At 68.3% G+C, this 24,001-nt stretch carries 22 protein-coding genes; 15 read left to right on the top strand and 7 right to left on the bottom strand.

Annotated features, from left to right (window positions below; translation table 11 throughout):
- Positions 1 to 118: 118 nt before the first annotated feature.
- The gene (locus tag QZM35_RS37380) at positions 119 to 2,389 is read right to left on the bottom strand and encodes an NADP-dependent malic enzyme (RefSeq protein WP_174976272.1); all 2,271 of its coding nucleotides are present in this window, start codon (positions 2,387 to 2,389) and stop codon (positions 119 to 121) included.
- A gap of 460 nt (positions 2,390 to 2,849) precedes the next feature.
- Between QZM35_RS37380 and QZM35_RS37375 the strand changes: the two genes are divergently transcribed.
- From QZM35_RS37375 to QZM35_RS37345, 7 genes are all read left to right on the top strand, one after another.
- Complete coding sequence (locus QZM35_RS37375; protein WP_011350651.1) at positions 2,850 to 3,536, top strand: orotate phosphoribosyltransferase; 687 nt, start codon at positions 2,850 to 2,852, stop codon at positions 3,534 to 3,536.
- A 255-nt stretch (positions 3,537 to 3,791) separates the two neighbouring features.
- On the top strand, positions 3,792 to 4,385 hold the full coding sequence (locus QZM35_RS37370; RefSeq protein ID WP_089424276.1) for a YbhB/YbcL family Raf kinase inhibitor-like protein: 594 nt from the start codon (positions 3,792 to 3,794) through the stop codon (positions 4,383 to 4,385).
- A 213-nt stretch (positions 4,386 to 4,598) separates the two neighbouring features.
- Positions 4,599 to 5,171: a flavodoxin family protein gene (locus tag QZM35_RS37365; RefSeq protein WP_069246909.1), complete on the top strand. Its 573-nt coding sequence runs from the start codon at positions 4,599 to 4,601 to the stop codon at positions 5,169 to 5,171.
- Between the two features lie 142 nt (positions 5,172 to 5,313).
- Entirely contained in the window at positions 5,314 to 6,264 is a 951-nt protein-coding gene (argC, locus tag QZM35_RS37360) for an N-acetyl-gamma-glutamyl-phosphate reductase (protein WP_301777759.1), read from the top strand.
- A 435-nt stretch (positions 6,265 to 6,699) separates the two neighbouring features.
- Entirely contained in the window at positions 6,700 to 8,106 is a 1,407-nt protein-coding gene (locus QZM35_RS37355; RefSeq protein ID WP_089424274.1) for a DUF2957 domain-containing protein, read from the top strand.
- Positions 8,107 to 8,254: 148 nt separating this feature from the next.
- Entirely contained in the window at positions 8,255 to 9,505 is a 1,251-nt protein-coding gene (locus QZM35_RS37350) for a DUF2957 domain-containing protein (RefSeq protein ID WP_089424273.1), read from the top strand.
- 18 nt (positions 9,506 to 9,523) lie between these two features.
- Positions 9,524 to 10,357: an OmpW family protein gene (locus QZM35_RS37345; protein WP_089424272.1), complete on the top strand. Its 834-nt coding sequence runs from the start codon at positions 9,524 to 9,526 to the stop codon at positions 10,355 to 10,357.
- 184 nt (positions 10,358 to 10,541) lie between these two features.
- Here QZM35_RS37345 and QZM35_RS37340 read toward each other — a convergent pair whose 3' ends face one another.
- Positions 10,542 to 11,471, bottom strand: coding sequence for a LysR family transcriptional regulator (locus QZM35_RS37340; protein WP_089430473.1), 930 nt, complete (start codon positions 11,469 to 11,471; stop codon positions 10,542 to 10,544).
- A 97-nt stretch (positions 11,472 to 11,568) separates the two neighbouring features.
- Here QZM35_RS37340 and QZM35_RS37335 point away from each other — a divergent pair, with 97 nt between their 5' ends.
- A complete protein-coding gene (locus tag QZM35_RS37335) occupies positions 11,569 to 12,864 on the top strand; it encodes an MFS transporter (protein ID WP_301777758.1) in 1,296 nt (431 codons plus the stop codon).
- 87 nt (positions 12,865 to 12,951) lie between these two features.
- On the opposite strand, the gene QZM35_RS37330 is transcribed toward QZM35_RS37335, so the two are convergent.
- On the bottom strand, positions 12,952 to 13,593 hold the full coding sequence (locus QZM35_RS37330) for a LysE family translocator (protein WP_301777757.1): 642 nt from the start codon (positions 13,591 to 13,593) through the stop codon (positions 12,952 to 12,954).
- 76 nt (positions 13,594 to 13,669) lie between these two features.
- Positions 13,670 to 14,626 (bottom strand): NAD(P)-dependent oxidoreductase, encoded by a 957-nt coding sequence (locus QZM35_RS37325; RefSeq protein WP_226124041.1) that lies wholly within the window; start codon positions 14,624 to 14,626, stop codon positions 13,670 to 13,672.
- Between the two features lie 9 nt (positions 14,627 to 14,635).
- Here QZM35_RS37325 and QZM35_RS37320 point away from each other — a divergent pair, with 9 nt between their 5' ends.
- Positions 14,636 to 15,397, top strand: coding sequence for a Mut7-C RNAse domain-containing protein (locus tag QZM35_RS37320; RefSeq protein ID WP_089424268.1), 762 nt, complete (start codon positions 14,636 to 14,638; stop codon positions 15,395 to 15,397).
- Between the two features lie 82 nt (positions 15,398 to 15,479).
- Here the strand turns inward: QZM35_RS37320 and QZM35_RS37315 are convergent, their stop codons facing one another.
- Positions 15,480 to 15,713 carry a hypothetical protein gene (locus tag QZM35_RS37315; RefSeq protein ID WP_089424267.1) on the bottom strand — a complete coding sequence of 78 codons (234 nt, stop codon included), beginning with the start codon at positions 15,711 to 15,713 and terminating at the stop codon, positions 15,480 to 15,482.
- 360 nt (positions 15,714 to 16,073) lie between these two features.
- On the opposite strand from QZM35_RS37315, the gene QZM35_RS37310 reads away from it, so the two are divergent.
- From QZM35_RS37310 to QZM35_RS37295, 4 genes are read left to right on the top strand one after another with little or no spacing between them, the layout of a single operon-like run.
- The gene (locus tag QZM35_RS37310; RefSeq protein WP_089424266.1) at positions 16,074 to 17,279 is read left to right on the top strand and encodes an efflux RND transporter periplasmic adaptor subunit; all 1,206 of its coding nucleotides are present in this window, start codon (positions 16,074 to 16,076) and stop codon (positions 17,277 to 17,279) included.
- 7 nt (positions 17,280 to 17,286) lie between these two features.
- Positions 17,287 to 17,985: an ABC transporter ATP-binding protein gene (locus QZM35_RS37305; protein ID WP_089424265.1), complete on the top strand. Its 699-nt coding sequence runs from the start codon at positions 17,287 to 17,289 to the stop codon at positions 17,983 to 17,985.
- Between the two features lie 21 nt (positions 17,986 to 18,006).
- Complete coding sequence (locus QZM35_RS37300) at positions 18,007 to 19,161, top strand: ABC transporter permease (RefSeq protein WP_089424264.1); 1,155 nt, start codon at positions 18,007 to 18,009, stop codon at positions 19,159 to 19,161.
- An 8-nt stretch (positions 19,162 to 19,169) separates the two neighbouring features.
- Positions 19,170 to 20,336: an ABC transporter permease gene (locus QZM35_RS37295; RefSeq protein WP_301777756.1), complete on the top strand. Its 1,167-nt coding sequence runs from the start codon at positions 19,170 to 19,172 to the stop codon at positions 20,334 to 20,336.
- Between the two features lie 19 nt (positions 20,337 to 20,355).
- Here the strand turns inward: QZM35_RS37295 and QZM35_RS37290 are convergent, their stop codons facing one another.
- On the bottom strand, positions 20,356 to 21,687 hold the full coding sequence (locus QZM35_RS37290; RefSeq protein WP_089430469.1) for a carotenoid oxygenase family protein: 1,332 nt from the start codon (positions 21,685 to 21,687) through the stop codon (positions 20,356 to 20,358).
- Positions 21,684 to 22,337, bottom strand: coding sequence for a DUF2239 family protein (locus tag QZM35_RS37285; RefSeq protein WP_089424261.1), 654 nt, complete (start codon positions 22,335 to 22,337; stop codon positions 21,684 to 21,686). Before QZM35_RS37285 ends, QZM35_RS37290 begins: the two co-directional genes overlap by 4 nt.
- Here QZM35_RS37285 and QZM35_RS37280 point away from each other — a divergent pair.
- Together QZM35_RS37280 and QZM35_RS37275 are read left to right on the top strand one after the other, a co-directional pair.
- Positions 22,327 to 22,524 (top strand): hypothetical protein, encoded by a 198-nt coding sequence (locus QZM35_RS37280; RefSeq protein ID WP_301777755.1) that lies wholly within the window; start codon positions 22,327 to 22,329, stop codon positions 22,522 to 22,524. The two genes, QZM35_RS37285 and QZM35_RS37280, sit on opposite strands and share 11 nt — an antisense overlap.
- A 128-nt stretch (positions 22,525 to 22,652) precedes the next feature.
- Positions 22,653 to 23,993, top strand: a complete 1,341-nt coding sequence (locus QZM35_RS37275; RefSeq protein WP_301777754.1) for an MFS transporter — start codon at positions 22,653 to 22,655, stop codon at positions 23,991 to 23,993.
- Positions 23,994 to 24,001: the final 8 nt, after the last annotated feature.

Below are 24,001 nucleotides of genomic sequence, written 5' to 3'. Positions count from 1 at the left end.
CCCGCCGGCGAGCGGCTATCCGCTCACGTCGCTTCACGAAAAAAAACGCCACGGAACGCAGGTTCCATGGCGTTTTTCATTGCGCCGCGCGCGAAGCGCGGCACACGCGGGCGTGGACTTACTTCGTGTTCACGTTCGCGGCGGCAACGGCCGTCATGTTGATGATCCGGCGCACGGTCGCGGCCGGCGTCAGGATGTGGGCCGGCTTCGCCGCGCCGAGCAGGAACGGGCCAACCGTCACGCCTTCGCCGCCGACCATCTTCAGCAGGTTGTACGCGATGTTCGCCGCTTCGACGTTCGGCATGATCAGCAGGTTCGCTTCGCCCGACAGCGTCGTGCCGGGGAAGGCCTGCTTGCGGATCAGTTCCGACAGCGCCGCGTCGCCGTGCATTTCGCCGTCGACTTCCAGGTTCGGTGCGCGTTCGACGATCAGCTTGCGGGCTTCGCCCATCCGGCGCGACGACGCCGACGGCGCGCTGCCGAAGTTCGAGTTCGACAGCAGCGCAGCCTTCGGCACGATGCCGAAGCGCTCGATCTCGGCCGCGGCCTGGATCGTCATGTCGGCGAGCTGGTCGGCGCTCGGCAGCTCATTCACGTACGTATCGCACACGAACAGGTTGCGGCCCGGCAGCATCAGCAGGTTCATCGCCGCGAAGTGCTCGGCGCCCTTCGCACGGCCCAGCACCTGCTCGATGAACTTCAGGTGGCTGTGGAACGTGTCGATCATCCCGCAGATCATCCCGTCCGCGTCGCCCAGGTGCACGAGCATCGCGCCGATCAGCGTATTGAACTTGCGCATCGCGGCCTTCGCGACTTCCGGCGTCACGCCGTCGCGCGCGCCGATCTCCTGATACGCCTGCCAGTAGCGGTGGTAGCGCGCATCGTCTTCCGGATCGACGATCTCGAAATCGGTGCCGGCCTTCAGCTTCGAGCCGATCTTCGCGAGACGCATGTCGATGACCGACGGACGGCCGACGAGGATCGGCTTCGCGATCTTTTCCTGCAGCACGAACTGCGCGGCACGCAGCACGCGCTCGTCTTCGCCCTCGGCGAACACGATGCGGGCCTGCTTCTGCTTCGCGGTGGCGAACACCGGACGCATCACCATGCCGGTGCGGTAGACGGTCGCGCCGAGCTGCTCGCGGTACGCGTCCATGTCCTGGATCGGGCGGGTGGCGACGCCCGAGTCCATCGCGGCTTGCGCGACGGCCGGCGCGATCTTGATGATCAGGCGCGGGTCGAACGGCTTCGGGATCAGGTAGTCCGGCCCGAATTCGAGCGAGTGGCCTTCATACGCCTTCGCGACTTCCTCGCTCTGGTCGGTTTCCTGTGCCAGCTCGGCGATCGCGCGCACGCACGCGAGCTTCATTTCTTCCGTGATCGTCGTCGCGCCGACGTCGAGCGCGCCGCGGAAGATGAACGGGAAGCACAGCACGTTGTTGACCTGGTTCGGGTAGTCCGAACGGCCGGTCGCGACGATCGCGTCCGGGCGCACGGCCTTCGCGTCTTCCGGGCGGATTTCCGGTTCCGGGTTCGCGAGCGCCAGGATCAGCGGGCGGTCGCCCATCGTCTTGACCATGTCCTGCTTCAGCACGCCCGCGCTCGAGCAGCCGAGGAACACGTCCGCGCCGACGATCGCGTCGGCGAGCGTGCGTGCGTCGGTGGTCGCCGCATAGCGCTGCTTCGACGGATCGAGGTTGCCGCGCCCTTCGTAGATCACGCCCTTCGAATCGGCGACGAGGATGTTCGACTTCGTGAGGCCGAGGTTCACCAGCAGGTCCAGACACGCGATCGCCGCGGCGCCCGCGCCCGAGCACACGAGCTTCACGTCGGACAGCTTCTTGCCGACGACCTTCAGGCCGTTCAGGATCGCGGCCGACGCGATGATCGCGGTGCCGTGCTGGTCATCGTGGAAGACGGGGATCTTCATGCGCTCGCGCAGCTTCTGCTCGATGTAGAAGCATTCCGGCGCCTTGATGTCCTCGAGGTTGATGCCGCCGAGCGTCGGCTCGAGCATTGCGATCGCCTCGACGAGCTTGTCGGGGTCGGACTCCGACAGTTCGATGTCGAACACGTCGATGCCCGCGAATTTCTTGAAGAGGCAGCCCTTGCCTTCCATCACCGGCTTCGCGGCGAGCGGGCCGATGTTGCCGAGGCCGAGCACGGCGGTGCCGTTCGTGATGACGCCGACGAGGTTGCCACGCGACGTGTACTTCTGCGCGTCGAGCGGATCGGCGTGGATCGCTTCGCACGCTGCGGCGACGCCCGGCGAATACGCGAGCGACAGATCGAGCTGGTTCGACAGCGGCTTGGTCGGGGTGACCGAAATCTTGCCGGGTTTCGGGTTCAGGTGATAAGCGAGTGCGGCCTGCTTCAGTTGTTCGTCCATGATTGACCTGCGAGAGACATGCGAAATATTGACGGTTCAGTACGCAGCACCTTCGGCCGCGTCTGCTTGAATCGAGGGGGTGGTCGACTGCGAGACGGCACGCGACGCGCCGGGTCGGCACGCCATCGAACCTTGGCGGGTGGCAAGAGGAAAGTACAAAGTACTGAACGATTTCTAAGGGCCGCCTAGTGTACACCCCCTAAATGACGCATGTTGGTGCAGCGCCGCATCCTCCGCATCAGCGTGCGAGCGATCCGGCCCCGCTTGTTTCGCCGGTGGTGAGCCGCGCGGCGAACCCGCGCGAATTCCGCCGAAAACCGGCCTGAATCGGGTAAAATAGCCGGCTACGCGCGCAGCGATGCGATTGGCCCTCCGATCGCGCCCCGGCCCCCTGGGCAGGTTCCCCTTGCTGCGCCACCGGGCCCGCGCCCGCTCTTCGCTCATCACCCAAGGAATGCCCATGACAGGCTACGATCGTCAGTCGATCTCGGATACGACCGCCAAAATCCTGCTCGAAGTACAGGCAGTGCACTTCAACGCAGAAAAACCGTTCATCTTCACGTCCGGCTGGGCAAGCCCCGTCTATATCGACTGCCGCAAGCTGATTTCGTATCCGCGCGTGCGCCGCGCGCTGATGGAAATGGCTGAAACGACGATCACGCGCGACATCGGCTTCGAGCAGATCGACGCGGTGGCGGGCGGCGAGACGGCCGGCATCCCGTTCGCGGCCTGGATCGCCGACCGGATGATGGTGCCGATGCAGTACGTGCGCAAAAAGCCGAAGGGTTTCGGCCGCAACGCGCAGATCGAAGGCCATCTGGAAGAAGGCTCGCGCGTGCTGCTGGTGGAAGACCTGACGACCGACAGCCGCAGCAAGATCAACTTCGTCAACGCGCTGCGCACCGCGGGCGCGACGGTGAATCACTGCTTCGTGCTGTTCCACTACAACATCTTCAAGGAAAGCGTGTCGGTCCTGAAGGACATCGACGTCGACCTGCACGCGCTCGCCACGTGGTGGGACGTGCTGCGCGTCGCGAAGGCCTCGGGCTACTTCGAGACGAAGACGCTCGACGAAGTCGAGAAATTCCTGCACGCACCGGCCGAGTGGTCGGCGGCGCACGGCGGCGCGACGTCCCCGAAGGACTGACGCCGCGCCGGCCCGCTGGCCGGCGTCCTCGCTGAACGAGCCGCCCGCTTCATCGCGGGCGGCTTTTTTTCGTCCGTCGATTTTGCGTCCGCCGATTCGCGCGGGAAACGATCGCGACCACGCGTCGCGGCGTGCATCGCTCATCGAACCCTAATGCTAGACTTGATCCATCGCTGCCATCAGCTGCGCAGGCAACGCACTACGCCAACAACGCCGGACGCATCGGTCCGGACCACGTGACGGGAGAAGCGCCATATGCGTGTGGATCGCCGGATCACTCCGCCTGCGCCATCGGGTCGCCCGTCGCCGTTCCTCGTCGCCCTCCTCTACGCCGCCGTCCTCTCCACCCTGCCCGCGCATGCGGAAGGCCCGTTCACCGTGACGAGCGACGACCTGACGCCGGGCGGGCGCGTCCGCGCCGCGAACGTGTTCGACCGCGGCGACTGCAAGGGCGGCAATCACTCGCCGCAGCTCACCTGGCACAACCCGCCGCCCGGCACGCGCGGCTATGCGGTCACGGTCTTCGATCCCGATGCGCCGGGGCACGGCTGGTGGCACTGGGCCGTCGCGGGCATTCCGGCGACGGTCACGAGCCTGCCGGCCGACGCGAGCGCGTCCGGGTTCCTGCGGCGCATCGGCGCGAGCGAGGCGCGCAACGACTTCGGGATCGACGGCTACGGCGGCCCGTGCCCGCCGCCGGGCAAGCCGCACCGCTACGTGATCACCGTCTATGCGCTCAAGGGCGACGACCTGCGCGTCGCGCAGGGCCGACCCGCGCCGATGTTCGAGCACGAGATCGGTACGCTGGCGATCGGCACCGCGCAACTCACGGTCAACTACGGGCAGTAACGGGCGGCGGGCGTGACGCGCCGCCGCACTGCGATTGCCGCCGCCGCGAAATGCCGTCCTCCGCACTCATGTGCTTTCCCGTCATTTCGGCTTGCTAGACTCGTCGTCACCGGTCGCGGCGCCATGCCGCGCATCCGTCGCGCCGCCCACCGGCGACGCGTGACGCGGCGAGCCTGCGGTCCGCCGTTCCCGTTCCTTTCCGGAGAACGCTTCATGTCGAATATCGTCATCGTCTATCACAGCGGCTACGGTCACACGCAGAAACTGGCCGAGGCCGTGCACGCGGGCGCGCAGGAAGCCGGCGCGACCGTGCGCCTGCTCGCCGTCGGCGACGTCGACGACGCGGGCTGGGCCGCGCTCGACGCGGCCGACGCGATCGTCTTCGGCGCGCCGACCTACATGGGCGGCCCGTCGGCGCAGTTCAAGCAGTTTGCCGACGCGACGTCGAAAGCGTGGTTCACGCAGAAATGGAAGGACAAGATCGCCGCGGGCTTCACGAACTCCGCGACGATGAACGGCGACAAGTTCTCGACGATTCAATATTTCGTCACGCTGTCGATGCAGCATGGGATGGTGTGGGTCGGCACGAGCCTGATGCCGGCCAACTCGAAGGCGGCCACGCGCAACGACATCAACTACCTGGGCGGCTCGACGGGCCTGCTCGCGCAGTCGCCGGCCGATTCGACGCCCGACGAAGGCCCGCTGCCGGGCGACCTCGAGACCGGCAAGGCATTCGGCCGGCGGGTTGCCGAAGCGACCGCCCGGTGGGTCGCCGGCCGCGGCTGAGCACGCTCCGGCGGGCGACAAAGGGACACAAGACGGCCCGCCGGCCGTCTTTTTTTCGCCCCGCGCGGTGCAGGCCCGCCGGATGACGTCTTAAAATGTCGGATTCAGGGCGCGGGCCCCCGTTTCATTCAGTGAGAGCGAAATGAGCACCAAAGTTTTTGTCGACGGCCAGGAAGGCACGACCGGCCTCAAGATCTTCGAATACCTGTCGGCACGCAGCGACATCGAGATCCTGCGCATCGATGAAGCGAAGCGCAAGGACGTCGAAGAGCGCCGCCGCCTGATCAACGCGTCGGACGTCACGTTCCTGTGCCTGCCGGACGTCGCATCGCGCGAATCGGCGTCGCTCGTCGAGAACCCGAACACGACGCTGATCGACGCGAGCACCGCGTTCCGCACCAGCGCCGACTGGGCGTACGGCCTGCCGGAACTGACCCGCGCGCAGCGCGAGAAGATTCGCACGTCGAAGCGCATCGCCGTGCCGGGCTGCCACGCGTCGGCCTTCGTGCTCGCGATGCGTCCGCTCGTCGATGCAGGCATCGTCGCACCGACGTTCGCCGCGCACAGCTACTCGATCACCGGCTACAGCGGCGGCGGCAAGTCGATGATCGCCGACTACGAAAACGCCACGCCGGGCGGCAAGCTCGCGAGCCCGCGCCCGTATGCGCTCGGCCTCACGCACAAGCACCTGCCGGAAATGGCCGCGCACACGGGCCTCGCGACCCCGCCGATCTTCACGCCGATCGTCGGGCCGTTCCTGAAGGGTCTCGCGGTGACGACCTACTTCACGCCCGAGCAGCTCGCGAAGCGCACGACGCCGCAGGACGTGCAGCGCGTGTTCGCCGAGTACTACGCGGACGAAGCATTCGTGCGCGTCGCGCCGTTCGATGCGGACGCGAACCTCGACGGCGGCTTCTTCGACGTGCAGGCGAACAACGACACGAACCGGGTCGACCTGTTCGTGTTCGGCAACGCGGAGCGCTTCGTCACGGTCGCGCGCCTCGACAACCTCGGCAAGGGCGCATCGGGCGCGGCGATCCAGTGCATGAACCTGAGCATCGGCGCGGCCGAGGACGCAGGTCTCAAACGCTGATTCACCATCGCATGCAATGCAAAGCCGGCCACTGGCCGGCTTTTTATTTACCCCTGCCGGGCAATATATAAAAAATTCCGGATCGCGCATTTACAAATATTTACAAGCTTTCCATTGCGCGATTACCAGTGAATTAATCCCACCCCCTCTTTATCCAGTCAATCCCGAATAGGGATAAACCGGATACCGCCGCTTTAAACGCTGCCGTTATACGCAGGAAGGCTCTGCGCCGGCCTGTCCGGCGTCGCACATCCCCCACTCCAGCCGCTTTCGGCAGCCCGTCTCACGTTTTAATTCTTACCGAATTCCTTGTCGGACAAGGATTCAATACGTGACATCCGTTTCAATCGCCTTTTTTAGACGGGTTCATCAATTGACAGCAAAAATCAAGGCGGCGACATTAGCTCGCACAATTAAACGATTGGAGACAGCGGCATGTCGCACACCTTATCGAAGGGGGTGGCAACGGCCTTTGCCATTGCCCCTTTCCTGGTTGCATGTGGTGGGGGGGACGGCGGCGCACCCGCGCCGATCAATGCACCCCAATGTTCCGGATCCAGCTGCGGCACGCAAGGGCCGCCGCCGTCACAGCCCATCAACGGTGCGCTGTGCCCGGCCAACGCCGACATCGTGAAGAGCACGTACCTCGGCGGCGCCGGTAGTGGCGAGATCGTCAGCGTCAACATCGACGCGGTGGCGATGACCTACACGCTCAAGTGGCTCGAATCGCCGATTCCGCTCGCGACCGGCACGGTCACGCCGAGCCGCGTCGGCACGACGATCACCGGCGCGGTCATGCACCCGCCGACCGGCGTGCTGCCGACCGCGGAGCAGACGCGCTGCGCGTTCATCCTGACGCCCGGCACGGGCAAGGCGCCGAGCGGCGCCACGTACTCGACGGCCGCCGACTTCAACCAGGCGAACCCGCCGATGCTGCTGGTCGGCATGGGTGTCGCGGGCGGCGGCATTCCGGGCGCGACGATCCAGTACGACGGGCTGACGATCATCCCGGGCGTGCTCCAGAACATCGGCCAGGTGCCGAAGCGACACTTCGACTTCTATCCGTTCCTCGGCTTCGCGAACACGACGACGGATATCTCGAAGCTGCCGGGCACGTACAACGCGCTGCTCTACCACCTCGTGCCGTCGAGCAACTACGCGACGAAGGGTTCGAACTCGAGCGAGACGTTCGACGCGAACGGCGCGTGCACGTCGAGCGGCTCAGGCGGCTGCCAGACGACCGGTGACCCGTGGAAGGCGAGCGCGAACGGCGGCTACTTCGACAGCACGAAGGCCCCGCAGATACTGCCGCAGACGCAGCTGCCGACCGGCGCGACCGGCAAGTCGGCGACCGCGCACATGGTGATCGGCCAGCTCAACGGCGCGACGGTGCCGGTGATCGTACGCACGGGCAACGTGAACCTCGGCACGCCGCCGCTGCACCTCGATGCGCAGGTCGACGACGAGTCGGGCATCGCGGTGCTCGGCGCGGCGACGGCCATCACGTCGGGCGCGATCGACGGCGGTTACGCGGGCGCGGATTCGAACTTCAAGTACACGGCGGCCCTGATCCGCGGCAGCAACGCGTCGTTCATCAACCCGAGCACGCAGGCCGAGGAAGACGGCTTCACGCTCGACTACGGCCAGGCGACGCCGGGCCTGCTGAACGCGACGACGATTCCGAAGAGCGGCTCGGCCGCATCGGGCGTGGTAATCGCGACGGGCGGCCTGTATGCGGCGCTGATCCAGGGCACGGTGAACGGCGGCGTCACGCCGACGTCGGCGAATTCGACGACATCGTCGACCCCGTACTTCGGCGTGGGCGCGCAGATCAGCAAGTAGCGACGAGGGCGCGGCGGCGGCCTGCCGCCGCCGCGTGACGCAGGGAAGGCACGAAGGCGCTCGGCACGGCGCAAGCAGGACGAGTACGACCAACAGAAGCGGCCGACAGGGAGCTGGCCGCCGCACAAGACAAATCTGGAGGAGCAACATGAAGCGCAACCTCATTCTGGCGGCGGCCTTTGCCGCCCCCCTTCTTTCCGCCTGCGGCGGCAGCGGCAGCGGCGGCGACAACCCGCCCCCGCTCGTCGAAGACCGGCTCTGCCCCGCCACGCTCGACTACAACACCGTGTTCACGGGCGGCGCGGGCAGCGGCGAGCTCGCGAAAGTCCAGCTCGACACGACCAAGATGACCTGGCAGGTCACCTACGTCGAATCGGCCGTCCCGCAAAAGACCGGCACCGTCACGCCGACCCGCGCCGGCACCGTCGACAGCGGCACGCTCACGCAGGAAACGCTGCTGCCGACCAACAAGCTGAACCAGTGCGCGTTCCGGCTGAACGGCGCGAGCCTCGATGCGTCGCGTCCGGCACGCATCTTCGTCGGCTTCGGCGTCGCGGGCGGCACGATCCCCGGCAAGGAAATCCAGTTCGACGGCGTGCTCGGCCAGGCCGCGGTGCCTGATACGAAGTTCCCGTACTACCCGTTCATCGGCTTCTCGTCGATCGAAACCGACATCACGAAGGTCGCGGGCACGTACAGCCACGTCGGCTTCGGCGAAGTGCCGTCGCAGAAGTTCGCGCCGGCGTCGATCGACGCGAAGGTGACGATCAACGCGGACGGCACGTGGACCAAGTGCGACACGACCGGCCAGTTCGCCGGTGGCGCCTGCGCGCAGCAGGGCACGAACTTCGTGCAGTCGGCCGACGGCAGCGGCGCGTTCCAGTCGAACAACTACGCGAGCCAGCTGAAGCCGACGCTGTCGGCGACGCCGCAGGGCAAGGGCTTCATGATCGTCGGCAAGCTGCGCAACCAGCTCGTGCCGATCCTCGTGCGCACGGGTGTCGCGAACCCGAACCCGACGCCGGACGCCAACGGCGTGCCGGGCCTCACCGCCGACGACGAATCGAGCATCTCGATCCTCGCGCCGCAGACGGCCGTCGCGCTCGGCTCGCAGAACGGCGAGTACATCGGCGTCGACAGCCAGTTCGACTACCGCACCACCGCGCTGATCGACAAGCAGGCCACGCTGCTCGATCCGTTCAACGCGTCGCAGGCCTCGCTCGCGACCGCGCTCGATCTCGACTACACGCAGAAGGTGCCGGGCACGGTCACGACGATTCACACGGGCTCGGGCAGCACGTCGCCGACCGGCAAGTTCATCTTCACGGGTGGCGTGTTCGGTTTCCTCGACAACGCGGGATCGACGCCGTATTTCACGATCGGCGCATTCGTCCAGTAAGCGGAGGGAAGAGCCGTGATGAAGAAGACCCTTCTCTGCGCGGCGGCCGGCGCCGCCGCCGTGGCGCCGCTCGCGGCGCACGCGCAGAGCGCCGGCAGCAACGTCGTGACGCTGGGCTGGTTCCACATCATGCCGCAGCAGAGCAGCACGCCGATGACGACCAACGTCGCGCCGACGCCGATCAACACGCCGCTGCGGCTACCGCCGTCGTTCACGTCGCCGGGCACCGGACTGCACACGAGCGGCGCCGACACCGTCGGCCTGACGGTCAGCCACTTCCTGACCGACCATATCGCGGTGACATCGGTGGCCGGCGTGCCGCCGGTGTTCAAGGTGTCGGGCCAGGGCACGATCAAGCCGCCGGGCCCGGCCGGCGCGCTCGGCACGCAGAACATCGGGCTGGGCTCGGTCAACCCGATCGTGAAGAGCGTGCGGCAGTGGAGCCCGGCGGCGATCCTGCAGTACTACTTCGGGGCCGCGAACGCGAAGTTCCGGCCGTTCCTCGGCCTCGGCGTGTCGTACAACTGGTTCAGCGACCTGCAGCTCAACACGAACTTCATCAAGCAGACGCAGGACAATCTCGGCGCGGTTCTCGCGGCGGGCGCGGGCAAGCCGGGTACGACATCGGTAGAGGCGAAGGCGTCGTCGTCATGGCAGCCGGTGTTCAACGCGGGCCTGCAGTACAACATGACGGAGCATTTCGGGCTGATCGCGTCGGTCACGTACATCCCGCTGAAGACGACGTCGACGGTGACGATCAAGGCGGCCGACGGCACGGTGCTCTCGGAGTCGAAATCGGACCTGAAGGCCGACCCGATCATCAGCTACGTCGGGATGACGTACAAGTTCTGAGCGCAGCGACGGACGACGAATGGACGGCCGCGACAAAATCGCAGGCAAAAAAAAGCCCGCCTAAGAGGCGGGCTGAATCCATATCAGAGGAGACATGGAGGAGACAGGTGCAACTATAGCGAAACAGTTTCCGCAATGCAACATTTCCGTAGAGAAAATAAGGATTTTCCCTCGAATGTCGCCTCTAGACCGCCTTTACCGCATCTGACCCCGCCTTGTTTACCCGGTCGAGCACTTCGCCCAGCGCATCGCGCAGCAGCGCGACGGGCCGCACGAGCCGGCCCGGCAGCGCGCCGTGCACGATCCACACGTTGATCCGCGTCTCCAGCCCCACCGTTTCCACCACCCTCAGCGCATCGCGATGCGCGCTGCGCGCCAGCGCGTTCGGCGCCGCGATGCCGATGCCCGCGCCGCGCGCGACGAGCGACAACTGCAGCTCCGAGCCGAACGCCTCGACCGCGACGTCGAACGGCAGCCCGGCCGCGCCGAGCATGCGGCTCAGCGCCGAACGCATCCCGCAGCCGTCCTGGCTCAGCACCCACGGAAAACCCGACAGCGTGTCGATCGACAGCGGACCGTCCGGCAGCGGGTAGTCGCGCGCGGCAACGAGCACCGTCGGCTGCGTGCCGATCAGCGTCGACGTGAACGTGTCGGGCAGCGTCGAACTGGCCGGCACCATCACGGCCGCGACGTCGAGCGTGCCCCGCTCGACGCCTTGCATCAACGCCGGCGACCAGCCGGCCGTCACCCGCAGCGTGAGGCGCGGAAACGCGTCACGCAGCCGGTCGATCGGCTGCTCGAGCGCCAGCTCGGACAGGAACGGCGGCACGCCGATGCGCAGCTCGCCCGACGGCTCGCTGTCCGGCGCGCCCGCCGCCATCAGCTCGTCGACCGCGCCGAGCACGTTGCGCGCGAGCGCGTAGACGTCGCGCCCGGCGGCGGTCGGCTTCAGCGGCTTGCTTTGCCGCTCCAGCAGCGGCATGCCGAGCAGCGTTTCGAGGTTCTGCACCCGCCGTGTCAGGCCCGGCTGCGTCAGGTGGAGCTTCGCGGCCGCGGCGACCATCGACCCGCTGTCGACCACCGCGACGAATGCCTGGAGATCACGCGTATTCAAAACAAACTCGCATAATCATGTTAGAGATATTTCAATTGTCGCATAAACATCGGGCGCCTACGATGGGGACTTCTTCGACCCACTCGCCAGGCTTCCGATGAACTGCCCTGCCAACCCTTGCCCCGCCACCGCGCGCCCGCCCGTCAGCGCGCCGGCCGGCACGCCGCCCGCGCTGAGCGCCGGCATGACGCTGTTCTTCGCCGCGACGGTCGGCGTGATCGTGATGGACCTGTTCGCCGCGCAGCCGCTGACGGGCCCGATCAGCGCCGACCTGCACCTGCCGCCCGGCCTGGCCGGCCTCGTCGCGATGCTGCCGCAGCTCGGCTACGCGGCCGGGCTCGTGCTGCTCGTCCCGCTCGTCGACCTGCTCGAGAACCGCCGCCTGATCGTCACGACGCTGGCCGCGTGCGCGGCCGCGCTCGCGCTGCCGGCGTTCACGCGGTCGGGCACCGTATTCCTGCTGGCGACGCTCGTGGCCGGCGCCGCGTCGAGCGTGATCCAGATGCTCGTGCCGATGGCCGCGTCGATGGCGCCCGAGGCGCAGCGCGGTCGCGCGGTCGGCAACGTGATGAGCGGGCTGATGCTCGGCATCCTGCTGTCGCGGCCGCTCGCGAGCCTGATCGCGGGCTCGGCCGGCTGGCGCGGGTTCTATGTGCTGGCCGCGCTCGCGAATGCCGCGATCGCCGTGGTGCTCGCGCTGCGCCTGCCGTCGCGCACACCGTCGATCTCGGCCGGCTACCGCACGCTGCTTGCGTCGATGGGCCGCCTGCTGGCCGACGAGCCGGTGCTGCGCCGGCATGCGCTGTCGGCCGCGCTCGCGATGGCCGCGTTCAGCGCATTCTGGACCGCCGTCGGGCTGCGGCTCGCGCAGCCGCCGTTCGGCCTCGACCTGCACGGCATTGCGCTGTTCGCGTTCGCCGGCGCGAGCGGCGCGATCGTCACGCCGCTCGCGGGCCGTGCCGGCGACCATGGGCATGGCCCGGCCGCGCAGCGGATCGCGCACGTCACGATGCTCGTGGCGCTCGTCTTGCTCGGGATCGCGGGCGCCGGCTGGTTCGGCTTCGACGCACACCTGCATCGCGGCCTCGCGCTCGCGCTGCTGGCCGGCGGCGCCGCGCTGCTCGACGCGGGCGTCATCGTCGACCAGACGATCGGCCGCCGCGCGATCAACCTGCTGAACCCGGCCGCGCGCGGCCGCCTGAACGGCCTGTTCGTCGGGCTGTTCTTCATCGGCGGCGCGCTCGGCGCGGCGCTCGCAGGCAGCGCGTGGGCCTCGGGCGGGTGGAGCGCGGTGTGCGGCGTGGGGTTTGCGTTCGCCGGCGCGGCCGCCGTCTTCGGGCTCACGGCCGGACGCGGCGCCGGCGCGGCGGCATGGACGCGCCCGCGTGCTTAAGCAAGCGAGTGACGGAGGCCCGAAAAGCAGAACGCCCCGCCCTCTTGAGAGGAACGGGGCGTTCGGTCCGCCGGTGTCAGTGCGAAATCAGTGACGGACCAGCGCCATCATCGCGCCGAAGCCGACGAACAACCCGCCCGTCAGCCGGTTGAAGATCTTCGCCACGCTCTGGCTCTTCAGCGTCGCGCCGATGCGCGTGCCGAACGACGCGTAGACGAGATACCAGCTCACCTCGATCACCGCGAACGTGACGACGAGAATGCCGAACTGCGGCAGCGTCGGCTTGGCCGCGTTGATGAACTGCGGCAGCAGCGCAGCCGCGAACAGGATCGCCTTCGGGTTGCTGCCCGCGACCAGAAAGCCGTTGCGGAACAGCGTCCCGCGCGATGCCGGCGCGGCCTGGCGCGACACGGTGTCGACGTCGGCGGCCGGCTGCTCGTCGTCGACGCGTGCGCGCCAGGCCTTCACGCCGAGGTAGATCAGGTAGGCCGCGCCCGCGAAGCGCAACGTGTTGAACATCGCCGGCCACGCTTCGAGCACCGCACCGAGGCCCGCCGCCGACACCGACAGCATCAGCACCAGCGCGGTGAGGCAGCCGGCCATCGTCCACGTCGAACGCCGCAACCCGTGCCGCGCGCCGTGCGTCATCACCAGCAGCATGTTCGGGCCCGGAATCGCCGACACGACGAACACCGTCGCCACGAAAAGCCACCACGTATGCAAGTTCATGCCCGCCTCTGCGTCGATGCAAGGAAAAAGGAAACGTCGATTATGCCGGTGCGCCGGACTTCTGTCGCGCGACGGCTCAGCGGCCCGCTCGGCGCAGCGCGACTTCGCCGAGCACCGCGAAATCCTGCTCGCCGCCGCCGTGCGCCAGCGCGTCGAGCAGGTTGTCGCGTACAACGCTCGCCACCGGCAGCGGCACCGACACGGCGTCGCCCGCTTCCAGCGCAAGGCGAACGTCCTTCAGCCCGAGGCGCGCCTTGAAGCGCGCGGGCTCGTAGCGCCGCTCGGCGATCATCGAGCCGTAGCCTTCGTAGACGGGGCCCGGAAACACGCTGCCGGTGATCACGTCGAGGAAGTCGCGCATCGCGACGCCGTGCGCGCCCAGCAAGGCAGACGCTTCGCCGAGCGTCTCGATCGCCGACGCGAGCGTGAAGTTCGCGGCGATCTTCGCGACGTTCGCGTGCTGCGGCAACGACCCGAACCGCCAGGTCTTCTGGCCGATCGCGTCGAACAGCGGCTGCACGCGGTCAATCGCCTCGGCCGGGCCGCCCGCCATGATCGTCAGGCGCGCGGCGGCCGCGACGTCCGGCCGGCCCATCACCGGCGCGGCGACGTAATGGATGCCACGCGACGCATGCGCATGCGCGAGCGATTCGGCCAGCGCGACCGACACCGTCGCCATGTTGACGTGGATCAGGCCGCGCGGCGCCTGGGCGAGCAGTGCGTCGTCGAAGATCGCGCGCGCCGCGGCGTCGTCGGCCAGCATCGAGAACACCGCGTCGCCGCGAAACGCGTCGGCCGGCGTGTCGACGATCTGCGCGCCGACGGCCGCGAGCGGCTCGGCGCGCTCGCGCGACCGGTTCCAGACGCGCACCGTGTGCCCGGCCTTCAGCAGGTTCGTCGCGATTGCCTGCCCCATTTCACCCAGCCCGATAAATCCGAGATCCATTTCCCGCTCCTTCGCTCCGTGAAGCGGGGAGTTAAACACAGATGCGTGGCGCCTGCAGGGCACGCGGCCGGCCAGGCGCGGTGCCATACTGCCCGCATGGCGACCGCGACCTTCCGCTTCCACGACGAACTGAACGCCTTTCTCCCGCGCGCCCAGCGCGACCGCGCGTTCGGGCACGCATGTGCGCGCGACGCGACGGTGAAGCACGCGATCGAGGCGCTCGGCGTGCCGCATACCGAAATCGGCCGGCTGTGCGTGAACGATGCGCCGGCCGCGCTCGACCGGCCGCTCGACGACGGCGACCGGGTCGAGGCTTTTCCGGAACGCGCACAGCCGGCTGCCGTGAACGGGGCCACCGCGCCGCCCGCGCAATGGCGCTTCGTCGCCGACGCGCATCTCGGCGGCCTCGCGCAACTGCTGCGCCTCGCGGGCTTCGACACCTGCTATGACAACCACTACCGCGACGACGAGCTCGCGGCGCTCGCCGCGCGGGAGGGCCGGATCGTGCTGACCCGCGACCGCGAGCTGCTCAAGCGGCGCGCGGTCGCGCGCGGCTGCTACCTGCACGCGCTGCAGCCGGCCGACCAGCTGCGCGAACTGTTCGAACGGCTCGATCTCGCGCCGCACATGCGGCCATTCCGGCTGTGCCTGCGCTGCAATGCGCCGCTGCATCCGCTCGACGCGGCCGCTGCCGCGCCACGCGTGCCGGCCGGCGTCCGGCTGCGGCACCGGCGCTTCGCCGCGTGCGACGTGTGCCGGCGCGTGTTCTGGGAAGGCTCGCACTGGCGGCGCATGCGCACGGTGGTCGACGCGATGCGCGCGCCGCCGCCGCCGCCGGCCGATGAACACGAGGCCTGAAAAAAACAAAACCCCGCATGCGTGAACATGCGGGGTCTCGCGACTGGCGGCCGGCGGTGCCGGCCGCAGCGCAACGCGCTTCTTAGTTCTGCGCGCCTGCGTCGTTCGTGCCGGCTGCCGATGCAGCTTCGGCCTTCGCCTTGCCCTTGGCCGAACCGTGGCGCTTCAGCTGGTGCTTCGGCTTGCTGTGATCCTTCTTGGCCGGTGCCGGAGCGGCTGCCGACGTGTCGGCTGCCGGCGCGGACGCCTGTGCGAATGCCGAAACCGATGCGAGTGCGAATGCTGCGGCGATGATCGAAGCGAGCGTCTTCTTCATTGTTCTTCCTTTAGCAGAGAAAAAATCAAACGTACCGGTCAGTAAAGATGCGAGGCATTCGCATCGGAGCCCCAGGCCGCAAGGCCGGCTTGCGCCGTGCCGTCGCGACAAAACCTGACGCACTGGTTCCATAACGCACCGTGTTCGCGGCAAGTTGACACGTTGCTTGCGCCCCTCGGGTTTCCCCGGGGGAGCACGCGTATCCCCGGGGCGGCGCCCCGTCCGGCGGCCGCCGCGGCGACGCTGCAATCCGGCTCGCGCACCGTCGGGGCGACGCTTATACTGGCGTCCATCCGTCCCTTTCCCCGGAAACCGGATCGCGGCCGGTCGCCAGACCGCCGCCGTCTCGAGGCGCTCAAATTGCCCGATCACAATCTGGACAAACTGAAAATCGACCGGCGTCCGCTCGCACCGGCGCCCCGCCGTCGCCGGTGGCTCCGCTACGCGGTGGCCGCCGCGCTCGTCATCGGCGCGATTGCCGCCGGCCTCGCGCTCACCGGCCGGCCGGCCGTCGAAACCACCGCCGTCACGTCCGCCTACCCGTACCAGAACGACACGCAGCTCAATGCGACCGGCTACGTCGTGCCGCAGCGCAAGGCCGCGGTCGCGTCGAAGGGCCAGGGGCGCGTCGAATGGCTCGGCGTGCTCGAAGGCACGCGCGTGAAGCAGGACGAGATCATCGCGCGGCTCGAAAGCAACGACGTGCGCGCATCGCTCGCGCAGGCGCGCGCGCAGGTGCAGGTGTCCCGCGCGAACCTCGGCGTCGCGCAGGCGGAACTGAAGGATGCGGAGATCGCGTTGCGCCGCACGTCCGCGCTCGCGCCCAAGGGCGCCGTGCCGGCCGCGCAGCTCGACACCGACACGGCCCGTGTGAACAAGGCGCGCGCGACGCTCAACAGCGACCAGGCCGCGATCGCATCGGCCGAGGCCAACGCACAGGCCGCGCAGGTGGCAGTCGACCAGACGGTGATCCGCGCGCCGTTCGACGGCATCGTGCTCGCGAAGCACGCGAACGTCGGCGACAACATCACGCCGTTCTCGTCCGCGTCGGACAGCAAGGGCGCGGTCGTGACGATCGCCGACATGGACACGCTCGAGGTCGAGGCCGACGTCGCCGAATCGAACATCGCGAAGATCCGCGCCGAGCAGCCGTGCGAGGTCCAGCTCGACGCGCTGCCCGACATGCGGTTCGCGGGCCGCGTGTCGCGCATCGTGCCGACCGTCGACCGCTCGAAGGCCACCGTGCTCGTGAAGGTGCGCTTCGTCGACCGCGACGACCGCGTGCTGCCCGACATGAGCGCGAAGATCGCGTTCCTGTCGAAGCCCGTGTCGGCACAGGACCGGCAGCCCGTGACGGCCGTGCAGGCCAGCGCGGTCGTGGAGCGCGACGGGCGGCCGGTCGTGTTCGTCGTGAAGGACGATGTGGTGCGCGCCGTGCCCGTGACGCGCGGCATGCGGATCGGCGAACTCGTCGCGCTCACCGGCGTGAAGCCCGGCGACACGGTCGTGCTCGCGCCGGATGCGAAGCTGCAGGACGGCGCGAAAGTGACCGTCGCGAAGAAGTAGCGCACGCGTGAACGACGCCCAGCCGCCCCTCGTCGAGCTTAGCCACGTCGCGAAGTCGTACCGGCGCGGCAACCAGATCGTGCCCGTGCTGACCGACATCACGCTCGACATCGGCGAAGGCGACTTCGTCGCACTGATGGGGCCGTCCGGCTCCGGCAAGAGCACGCTGCTGAACCTGGTGGCCGGCATCGACCGGCCCGACAGCGGCGAGCTGCGCGTGGGCGGGCTCGACATCTCGCTGCTCGCGGAGGCGCAACTGGCCGAATGGCGCGCGGCGAACGTCGGCTTCATCTTCCAGTTCTACAACCTGATGCCGGTGCTCACCGCGTTCGAGAACGTCGAGCTGCCGCTGATGCTCACGCACCTGTCGCGCCGCGAGCGGCGCGAACGGGTCGAGCTCGTGCTCGACATGGTGAACCTCGGCGACCGGACGAGCCATTACCCGTCCGAGCTGTCGGGCGGCCAGCAGCAGCGTGTCGCGATCGCGCGCGCGCTGATCACCGATCCGGTGCTGATCGTCGCCGACGAGCCGACCGGCGACCTCGACCGCACGTCGGCCACCGACGTGCTCGCGATGCTGCAGCGGATGAACGCCGAGCTCGGCAAGACGATCATCATGGTGACCCACGACGCGCATGCGGCCGGCGCCGCGCGCTCGCTCGTGCATCTGGAAAAAGGGGAGCTGATCGATGGGCACGCCGGCTGACCGGCTGCGGGAGCGCGCGCAATGTACGTGCTGAAGCTGATCGCGCGCAATGCGATGCGGCACCGGCTGCGCACGCTGCTGACCGTGCTCGGGCTCACCATCGCCGTGCTCGCGTTCGGGCTGCTGCACACCGTGGTCGACGCGTGGTACGCGGGCGCGGCCGCCGCGTCCAGCGGGCGGCTCGTCACGCGCAACGCGATCTCGCTCGTGTTTCCGCTGCCTGTCAGCTACGAGAACCGGATCCGCGGCGTCGAAGGCGTGACGGCCGTGGTCCGCTCGAACTGGTTCGGCGGCATCTACCGCGACCCGAAGAACTTCTTCGCGAGCTTCGCCGTATCGGACAACTATCTCGACCTGTACCCGGAATTCATCATCCCGGCGCAGCAGCGCGCCGACTACGATCGCGACCGCCGCGGCTGCCTCGTCGGTCGCCAGCTCGCGACGCAATTCGGCTTCAAGATCGGCGACGTGATCCCGCTGAAGGGCACGATCTACCCGGGCACGTGGGATTTCGTCGTGCGCGGCATCCTGGACGGCCGTGACGACTCGACGATCACGCGGCAGCTGGTGTTCCACTGGGAATACCTGAACGAGACGGTGCGCCAGCGCACGCCGAAGCAGGCCGACCAGGTCGGCGTATTCGTGCTCGGCGTCGCGAACCCCGACGACGGCGCGTCGATCGCGCGCCACGTCGACGCGGTGTTCAAGAACTCGCTCGCCGAGACGCTGACCGAAACCGAGCAGGCGTTCCAGCTCGGCTTCGTCGCGATGTCGAACCAGATCATCGCGGCGATCCGCCTCGTGTCGTATGTGGTGATCCTGATCATCATGGCCGTGATGGCCAACGCGATGGCAATGAGCGCGCGCGAACGCACGGCCGAATACGCGACGTTGAAGGCGCTCGGCTTCGGCCCCGGCTTCCTCGCGCTGATCGTGTTCGGCGAATCGGTCGTGATCGCGGTGGCCGGCGGCGGGCTCGGGATCCTCGCGACGCCGCCCGCCGCGAGTCTCTTCAAGCAGGCGGCCGGCGGCATCTTCCCGGTGTTCAAGGTGTCCACCGAGACGGTCGTGCTGCAGGCCGCGTGCTCGGTCGCGGTCGGCTTCGCGGCGGCGATCGTGCCGGCGTGGCAGGCGGCGCGCGTGCGCGTCGTCGAAGGCCTCCGGGCAATCGGTTAGGTTGGCCCATGGCGATCCCGCTCAACTACATCGCTCGCAACCTGTGGACCCGACGGCTCACCACCGCGCTGACCGCCGGCGGGATGGCGCTCGTGATCTTCGTGTTCGCGACGGTGCAGATGCTCGACGCGGGGCTCACGAAGACGCTCGTGTCGACCGGCGAACCCGACAACGCGGTGGTGATCCGCAAGGGCGCCGAAACCGAGATCCAGAGTTCGATCGACCACCAGCAGGCCAACGCGCTCGAGATGCACCCGGCCGTCGCGCTCGGCCCCGACGGCCGGCCGCTCGTATCGAAGGAAGCGGTCGTGCTGATCTCGCTGGTGAAGACCTCGACCGGCAAGCCGTCGAACGTCGTGATCCGCGGCGTGTCGCCGTCCGGCCTCGCGCTGCGCCCGCACGTGAAGCTCGTCGCCGGCCGCATGTTCGCGCCCGGCTCGTCGGAAATCATCGTCGGCAGCGCGATCGCGAAGGGCTTCAGCGGCACGCAGCTCGGCGACAGCCTGCATTTCGCGCAGCGCGACTGGACCATCGTCGGCATCTTCGACGCGGGCGGCAGCGGCTTCGATTCGGAGATCTGGGGCGACGTCGACCAGCTGATGCAGTCGTTCCGGCGCACCAGCTATTCGTCGATGGTGCTGCGCATCCCGAGTGCCGACGGCTTCGCGCGCTTCAAGGCCGACATCGACGTCGACCCGCGCCTCACCGACGAGGCGAAACGCGAACAGACCTTCTACGGCGATCAGTCGAGGGCGCTGTCGACGTTCATCAACATCCTCGGCATCACGCTGTCGACGATCTTCTCGATCGCCGCGATGATCGGCGCGATGATCACGATGTATGCGTCGGTCGCGAACCGCGTCGCCGAGATCGGCACGCTGCGCGCGCTCGGCTTCAAGCGCACGAACGTGCTCGCCGCGTTCCTGCTGGAAGCGCTGCTGCTCGGCTTCGTCGGCGGTGTGGCGGGGCTCGCGTGCGCGTCGCTGATGCAGTTCGCGTCGTTCTCGACGACCAACTTTCAAACCTTCGCCGACCTGTCGTTCCGCTTCGTGCTGACGCCCGCGATCGTCGTGAAGACGCTGCTGTTCTCACTGGTGATGGGGCTCGTCGGCGGGTTCCTGCCGGCGATGCGCGCCGCGCGGCTGAAAATCGTCGACGCGCTGCGCGCGCAGTGACGCGCGCCGCCGCTCACGTTCAACGTTCGCGCGGCACCCACGCGCCGTGGAACCCGGCCGGCACGCGGCGCGGCAGGTGCACGGTGGCGACCGGCCCCGCGTCGATCGCGCGCGCATCGAGAATCACGACGTCACTCGTATCGGTCGCCGCGCGGTAGACCATCACCAGCAGCGAGCCGTCGTCCTCGTTCGCGCCGCCCGGGCGCGGCACGAACACCGGCTCGCTGTTCTGGTCGCCGGGCGGCACCGCGTAGTGCGTCGTCGTGCCGCTCGCGTGGTCGAAGCGCATCACGCCGCGCATTTCCACAGGATTCGGCTGCTCGACCGCATACAGGTAGCGGTAGCGGCGCCCCGTCCGGCTTTCGTTGATGCGCGGCATCTCGATGCCGCCGTCGGCGAGCGGCCCTTCGTCGATCAGCCCGTTCGCCGTATCGATCACGTAGCGCCACAGCTCGCCGACCGGGTTGTCAGCGAAGCGGCCTTTGCCCGCGTCGAGCCGCAGGAACGACGGATAGCGCACCGCATCGAGCACGATGCACGACGCGTCGCAGTCGTACGCGTTCACGACATGCAAGATGAAGCACGGCTCGACGTCGAACCAGCGCACCGCGCCGCCGTGGCGCGGGAGCACGCCGATGCGCGCGGGCCGGTCGTCGTGCCAGCGCAGCGGCATCCGGTGGCCCTGCTTCAGCAGCGAGAAGTCGTAGCCGACGTTCAGGTCGAGCAGCAGGCTGCGGGTTTCGGTGATCGCGAGGTCGTGCATCATCGACGGCGCGTTCAGCGCGATCTCGAGATCGACGCGCTGCACGCCCTGCGCATCGGCGACACCGTAGCGCAGCCACGGTGCGCGCCAGTCCGCGCGGAACGCAATCAGCTCGCCGGTCGCCGGATCGACCTTCGGATGCGCGGTCATCCCGCCGCCGAGGCCCGCGTGCCGCGCCGGCACGCCGAGCGAATCGAGCGCGGCCGTGATCGCGAACGGCGCGCCGCCCTCCGCCAGCGCGAGCAATTCGCCGGCATGCTGCAGCACGTTCACGTTCGGGTTGGTGTCGGGCAGCTGCGATGCCGCTTCAGGCGCATGCACGGCGGCCCAGCGCTGCGTGCGCGCCCAGCGGTTCCGGTAGCCGGTCGCGCGGCCGCCTTCGAACGCGATCGCGTGCAGCATCGCGGCTTCCGGCCACCACGACAGCATGTCGTTTCCTTCGAAACGGCCGCCCGGCGGATTCGGGCCGTTGCGCAGCAACGTGCCGGCGAGTTCGTGCGGGATCGTGCCGGTCACGCGCAGCTCGACGAGATCGACCTCGTCGGCAACCGGCGCGATCGCGCCGCGATTCAGATCGAATGCGGTCATGGCGTCCGATGCTCCTGTCGGCAGTCTTCGGTGGACGGCGGCAGTTCGCCGCGTGCCAGCGCGAGCGCATGGTCGCGCACGTCGTCCGGCCAGCCGGCGATCAGCTCGGCGACGCGTGTCAGGTCGTTCGCATACAGCGCGCGCGCGGCCTCCTCGAAACCGGGCAGGTCGCCCGCCATCGCCGACATGAAGTGGTAGGCGCGCGCCTGCGCGTCGCGTCGCCGGTCGGCTTCCGCATGGGTGCGCCGTGCGTCCTCGACAAGCTTGCGCAACGCGACCGACGCGCCGCCGGGCTGCGTGGCCAGCCATTCCCAGTGACGCGGCAGCAGCGTGACCTCGCGCGACACGACGCCGAGCTTCGGCCGGCCGCGGCCGCGCTGTTCGCCCGCGCCGTCGCCGGCCAGCTCGCCGGCGGCGCTGGCCGTATCGCCCGACGGCGGTGCGTAGCGCGCGCGGATTTCGTCCGCCGTGCCGCGCAGGTCGAGGTCGATCGAGCGGCCCGTCGCATCGTCGAAGATCAGGATCGTGCCGGGCATCGCATCGCCGGCGGCCTGCCGGACCGCGAGCGCGACCGTCGCGAGCGGCCCCGACGCGAGCCGCCGGTGGCCGTCGAAGGCCGTGTAGGAAGGGAGCAGTGTGGTGGTGGTCATCGTGATCGCCCCGCGGGCTGGAATCGGAATGACGCTATTTTTATACGGGTATAAATTGGATGTCAATATCATCCGGGTAAAAATATTCCAGCAAGCCATGGCACGGCCTTGGGCCAATTGGCTGATCGATTCAATTGCTGAATCGATCAAGTCAGCAATTGGCATGAAGGCGCAAATTTCGACATGACAGAATGGCCCGGACGCCCTGCCCTGCGGTAGCGGCGTCCGGCCTCCGGCCGGCAGCCCCCATACGAATGGCGCGCACCGACGCGCCTGCCGCACGACGGCACCTTCCGCCCTTCGGAGGAGACAGTCATGAATCCGCTTCACGCGCTGCCGGCGTCCGCGTCGGCAACGGCCCGGCGCACGCGCGTGCGCTGGCTGGTGCTGGCCGTCCTGTTCGCGGTCACGACGATCAACTACGCGGATCGCGCGGCGATCGCGATCGCCGGCCCGAGCCTCGCCCGCGCGCTGCACCTGAGCCACGTGCAGATGGGCTTCATCTTTTCCGCGTTCGGCTGGTCGTACGTGATCGCGCAATTGCCGGGCGGCTGGCTGCTCGACCGCTACGGGTCGCGCATCGTCTACGCATTCAGCATCTTCTTCTGGTCGCTGTTCACGCTGCTGCAAGGCGGGATCGGCTTCTTCGGCGGCGCGGCCGCGTTCGCGCTGCTGTTCGGGCTGCGCTTCCTGGTCGGCGCGGCCGAGGCGCCGTCGTTCCCGGCCAACAGCCGGATCGTGTCCGCGTGGTTCCCTGCGCCCGAGCGCGGCACCGCGTCGGCGATCTTCAACGCCGCGCAGTACGCGGCGACCGTCGTGTTCGCGCCGCTGATGGGCTGGCTCGTGCACGCGTTCGGCTGGCAGTCGGTGTTCGCGGTGATGGGCGTGCTCGGCTTCGCGTTCGTCCTGGTGTGGAACCGCACGATGTACGACCCGAAGGACCACCCGACCATCAACCGCGCGGAGCTCGACTACCTCGCCGAAGGCGGCGCGCTCGTCAACATCGACCAGGCGACCGGCGGCCGCGACGGCGGCCCGTCGATGCGCCACGTGAAGGCGCTGCTGAAGAGCCGGATGCTGATCGGCGTGTACGTCGCGCAGTACTGCATCAACGCGCTCACCTATTTCTTCATCACGTGGTTTCCCGTCTATCTCGTGCAGGCGCGCGGGATGTCGATCCTCAACGCGGGGCTCGTCGCGTCGATCCCGGCCGTGTGCGGGTTCCTCGGCGGGATTCTCGGCGGCGTCGTGTCCGACGGGCTGCTCAAGCAGGGCCGCTCGCTGTCGGTCGCGCGCAAGGTGCCGATCGTGGTCGGCATGCTGCTGTCGATGTCGATGATCGTCTGCAACTACACCGATTCGCACGTGCTCGTCGTGCTGTTCATGGCGCTGTCGTTCTTCGGCAAGGGGCTCGGTGCGCTCGGCTGGGCCGTCAACGCCGACACCGCGCCGCGCCAGATCGCGGGCCTGAGCGGCGCGCTGCTCAACACGTGCGGCAACCTCTCCAGCATCACGACGCCGATCGCGATCGGCTACATCGTCGACCGCAGCGGCTCGTTCAACGGCGCGCTCGTCTACGTGGTCGCGCACGCGCTCGTCGCCGTGATCTGCTACCTGTTCGTCGTCGGCGAGATCCGCCGCGTCGAGCTTCAATGAACGGCGCG

The organism is Burkholderia sp. AU45274 (genome assembly GCF_030482505.1).
GTDB lineage: Bacteria > Pseudomonadota > Gammaproteobacteria > Burkholderiales > Burkholderiaceae > Burkholderia.
Note: the sequence above shows the minus strand (reverse complement) of the source record. Positions and strands in the feature narration are given on the sequence as shown.

Coding starts and splice junctions, on each gene's coding strand:
- QZM35_RS37350 (WP_089424273.1), top strand. CDS start 8,255: ATGAAGCGCAACCTCATTCTGGCGGCGGCCTTTGCCGCCCCCCTTCTT.
- QZM35_RS37300 (WP_089424264.1), top strand. CDS start 18,007: ATGTACGTGCTGAAGCTGATCGCGCGCAATGCGATGCGGCACCGGCTG.
- QZM35_RS37285 (WP_089424261.1), bottom strand. CDS start 22,337: ATGACCACCACCACACTGCTCCCTTCCTACACGGCCTTCGACGGCCAC.
- QZM35_RS37335 (WP_301777758.1), top strand. CDS start 11,569: ATGAACTGCCCTGCCAACCCTTGCCCCGCCACCGCGCGCCCGCCCGTC.
- QZM35_RS37290 (WP_089430469.1), bottom strand. CDS start 21,687: ATGACCGCATTCGATCTGAATCGCGGCGCGATCGCGCCGGTTGCCGAC.
- QZM35_RS37325 (WP_226124041.1), bottom strand. CDS start 14,626: ATGGCACCGCGCCTGGCCGGCCGCGTGCCCTGCAGGCGCCACGCATCT.
- QZM35_RS37330 (WP_301777757.1), bottom strand. CDS start 13,593: ATGAACTTGCATACGTGGTGGCTTTTCGTGGCGACGGTGTTCGTCGTG.
- QZM35_RS37345 (WP_089424272.1), top strand. CDS start 9,524: ATGAAGAAGACCCTTCTCTGCGCGGCGGCCGGCGCCGCCGCCGTGGCG.
- QZM35_RS37295 (WP_301777756.1), top strand. CDS start 19,170: ATGGCGATCCCGCTCAACTACATCGCTCGCAACCTGTGGACCCGACGG.
- QZM35_RS37315 (WP_089424267.1), bottom strand. CDS start 15,713: ATGAAGAAGACGCTCGCTTCGATCATCGCCGCAGCATTCGCACTCGCA.
- QZM35_RS37355 (WP_089424274.1), top strand. CDS start 6,700: ATGTCGCACACCTTATCGAAGGGGGTGGCAACGGCCTTTGCCATTGCC.
- QZM35_RS37380 (WP_174976272.1), bottom strand. CDS start 2,389: ATGGACGAACAACTGAAGCAGGCCGCACTCGCTTATCACCTGAACCCG.
- QZM35_RS37365 (WP_069246909.1), top strand. CDS start 4,599: ATGTCGAATATCGTCATCGTCTATCACAGCGGCTACGGTCACACGCAG.
- QZM35_RS37275 (WP_301777754.1), top strand. CDS start 22,653: ATGAATCCGCTTCACGCGCTGCCGGCGTCCGCGTCGGCAACGGCCCGG.
- argC (WP_301777759.1), top strand. CDS start 5,314: ATGAGCACCAAAGTTTTTGTCGACGGCCAGGAAGGCACGACCGGCCTC.
- QZM35_RS37375 (WP_011350651.1), top strand. CDS start 2,850: ATGACAGGCTACGATCGTCAGTCGATCTCGGATACGACCGCCAAAATC.
- QZM35_RS37320 (WP_089424268.1), top strand. CDS start 14,636: ATGGCGACCGCGACCTTCCGCTTCCACGACGAACTGAACGCCTTTCTC.
- QZM35_RS37370 (WP_089424276.1), top strand. CDS start 3,792: ATGCGTGTGGATCGCCGGATCACTCCGCCTGCGCCATCGGGTCGCCCG.